Origin of the sequence: Mesorhizobium sp. (assembly GCF_004962925.1) — a bacterium.
Taxonomy (GTDB): Bacteria; Pseudomonadota; Alphaproteobacteria; order Rhizobiales; family Rhizobiaceae; genus Mesorhizobium.
Genome location: NZ_SUEO01000378.1, coordinates 1 through 2,076 on the forward strand (window position 1 = coordinate 1; position 2,076 = coordinate 2,076).

Genomic DNA, 2,076 nt, shown 5'->3' on the forward strand with positions numbered 1-2,076 from the left:
TAGCAGTAGAATTCGCGAATCCGCCTTTCGTTCCGATGTCCGACCTTACGCTCGCTGGCCGGAGGGCCGCGACGAATGAGAGGCCGAATCACGTGAGGTCGGGCGAAAAACGCGCAGCGGAGTCTGGGAGCCAAGAGGCAAATGGTGGCGATCCCACCGGTGGCCTTTTCGACGCTGGCCGATCGCACACCGGGGCTGCAAATGTTCCAGATCGTGCAGACCGAGCCGACAAAGTTGCGCGTGCGTCTGAAAGTGCACGGTGCCGATCCAGATCGTGTGTGGGGTCGGTCCAGGACGGCATTGAGCGTCTGCTCGCCGAGCACGGTCTCGAGCATGTTTCCTTAGAGCGCGGCGCCGAGCCACCAGAGCAATCCAAGGGCGGCAACGTCAGGTCGTTCCACTTATGTAAGATACTCTCCGCAACAATGGGATCAATGGATTTGAATGCGTCGCTCCGCCGTGCCGTCATCGTCGTGGCGGCCCTCAATCTGAGTTATTTTGGCATCGAGTTCGCCGTGGCGCTGGCCATCGGCTCGGTGTCGCTTTTCGCCGACAGCGTGGATTTCCTCGAAGATACCTCGATCAATCTGCTGATCGCCTTAGGCCTGGGCTGGACGGCCCGCAATCGGGCACGGCTTGCGATGGTCTTGGCGGGCGTCGATCCCAGGTCTGGCGACGCTGTGGACCGCCTGGGAGAAGTTCAATGTCCCAGTGGCACCTGAAGCTTTCTTTTTGTCGGCCGCGGGTCTTGGTGCGCTCGCCGTCAATCTGACCTGCGCACTTCCTCGCCCACTATCGGCACCAAAGCGGCAGCCTCACCCGCGCGGCCTTTCTGTCAGCGCGCAATGACGCGTTTGCCAACATAGCCATTGTCGGCGCGGGCCTGGTAACGGCGTATGTCTGGCCCACGGCCTGGCCCGACCTGATCGTGGGGCTGGCGATCGCGGCCATCAATGCCGACGCAGCCCGTGAAGTTTGGGAGGCCGCGCGCGAGGAGCATCGGGTCGAGACTTAGTGCGCCCCGAGGCCAAGAGCTGCCACAGCGAAGGTCCTTAAGGCGCGCGCCCGTTAGTCCCCGCACCATGTAATCGGCATAGGCGGCGGGGTGACGGAATTTTTTGGTCCCGTGCAACGTTTATTATCGTTCGGCTGCATTCCGTTTCGCGGGACCAGAACCCGCGAACCCGAGATGACCGCCGAGTGGCAATCTTCTTCGGGAGGAACGTGACATGCAAAAGCGTCTCCACGGTATATTTTTCGCTCTTCTCCTATCTTCAACCTTGATCCCCGCCGCAGCTCAAATGAGTGCGAAAGGAAAAATAAGCGGGAAAGATTTCGACAACGCTGCCGCCGAGCAGGCTGAGCGATATCTCGAGGAAGGCCGCGAGACATTCCGCTTCGACACGTTCGGCAGCGAGGATTTCTGGGGCGGCAAACTGAAACTCCACGAGGCAATCGCAGGTGAGAAGCTGGGCGGCACGGGACCAGGCCTGAGCCCGCAGAAAGCCCTCGAACTCGGCCTCAAGGTCGATGTGAACGCCATTCCCAAGGACGTCGCCGATGCGCTCAACAAGGGCGCGGTCGACCTCGCGGATCCCGCGAGCACGCTTGTCCTGCTGAGAGCCAATGCTGTTGTCGGGGTAACCGGGTTCTTCGCCGAGGACGGAAAGACGCTGACTTCGGTGGGAATCCAATGCGCGGTGTGCCATTCAACCGTCGACGATGCCTACGCACCCGGGATCGGGCAACGGCTGGACGGCTGGCCCAACCGTGACCTGAATATCGGGGCGATCGTTGCCCTCGCACCTGATCTCACGGCGTTCACCGAGATGCTGCAAATATCCGAAGCGGAGGTGAAGAAGGCGGTTGAGGCGTGGGGACCGGGGAAGTTCGATGCCGAACTGAACCTCGACGGCAAAGCATTCCGGCCGGACGGCAAGACGGCCGCCACGCTCAATCCGCCGGCGTTCGGATTGGCCGGTGTAAACAACCACACATGGACCGGAGCCTGGGGCACGGTCAGCTACTGGAACGCTTATGTCGGCAATCTCGAGATGCACGGGAAAGGCGTATTTT

At 61.2% G+C, this 2,076-nt stretch carries 2 pseudogenes; both read left to right on the forward strand.

Features of this window, described 5'->3' with window-relative positions:
* The first annotated feature begins 434 nt into the window (after positions 1-434).
* Positions 435-1,015: pseudogene (locus E5W87_RS35135) on the forward strand (cation transporter).
* Positions 1,016-1,301: 286 nt separating this feature from the next.
* A pseudogene (locus E5W87_RS35140) lies at positions 1,302-2,076 on the forward strand (hypothetical protein); the annotation flags it as partial.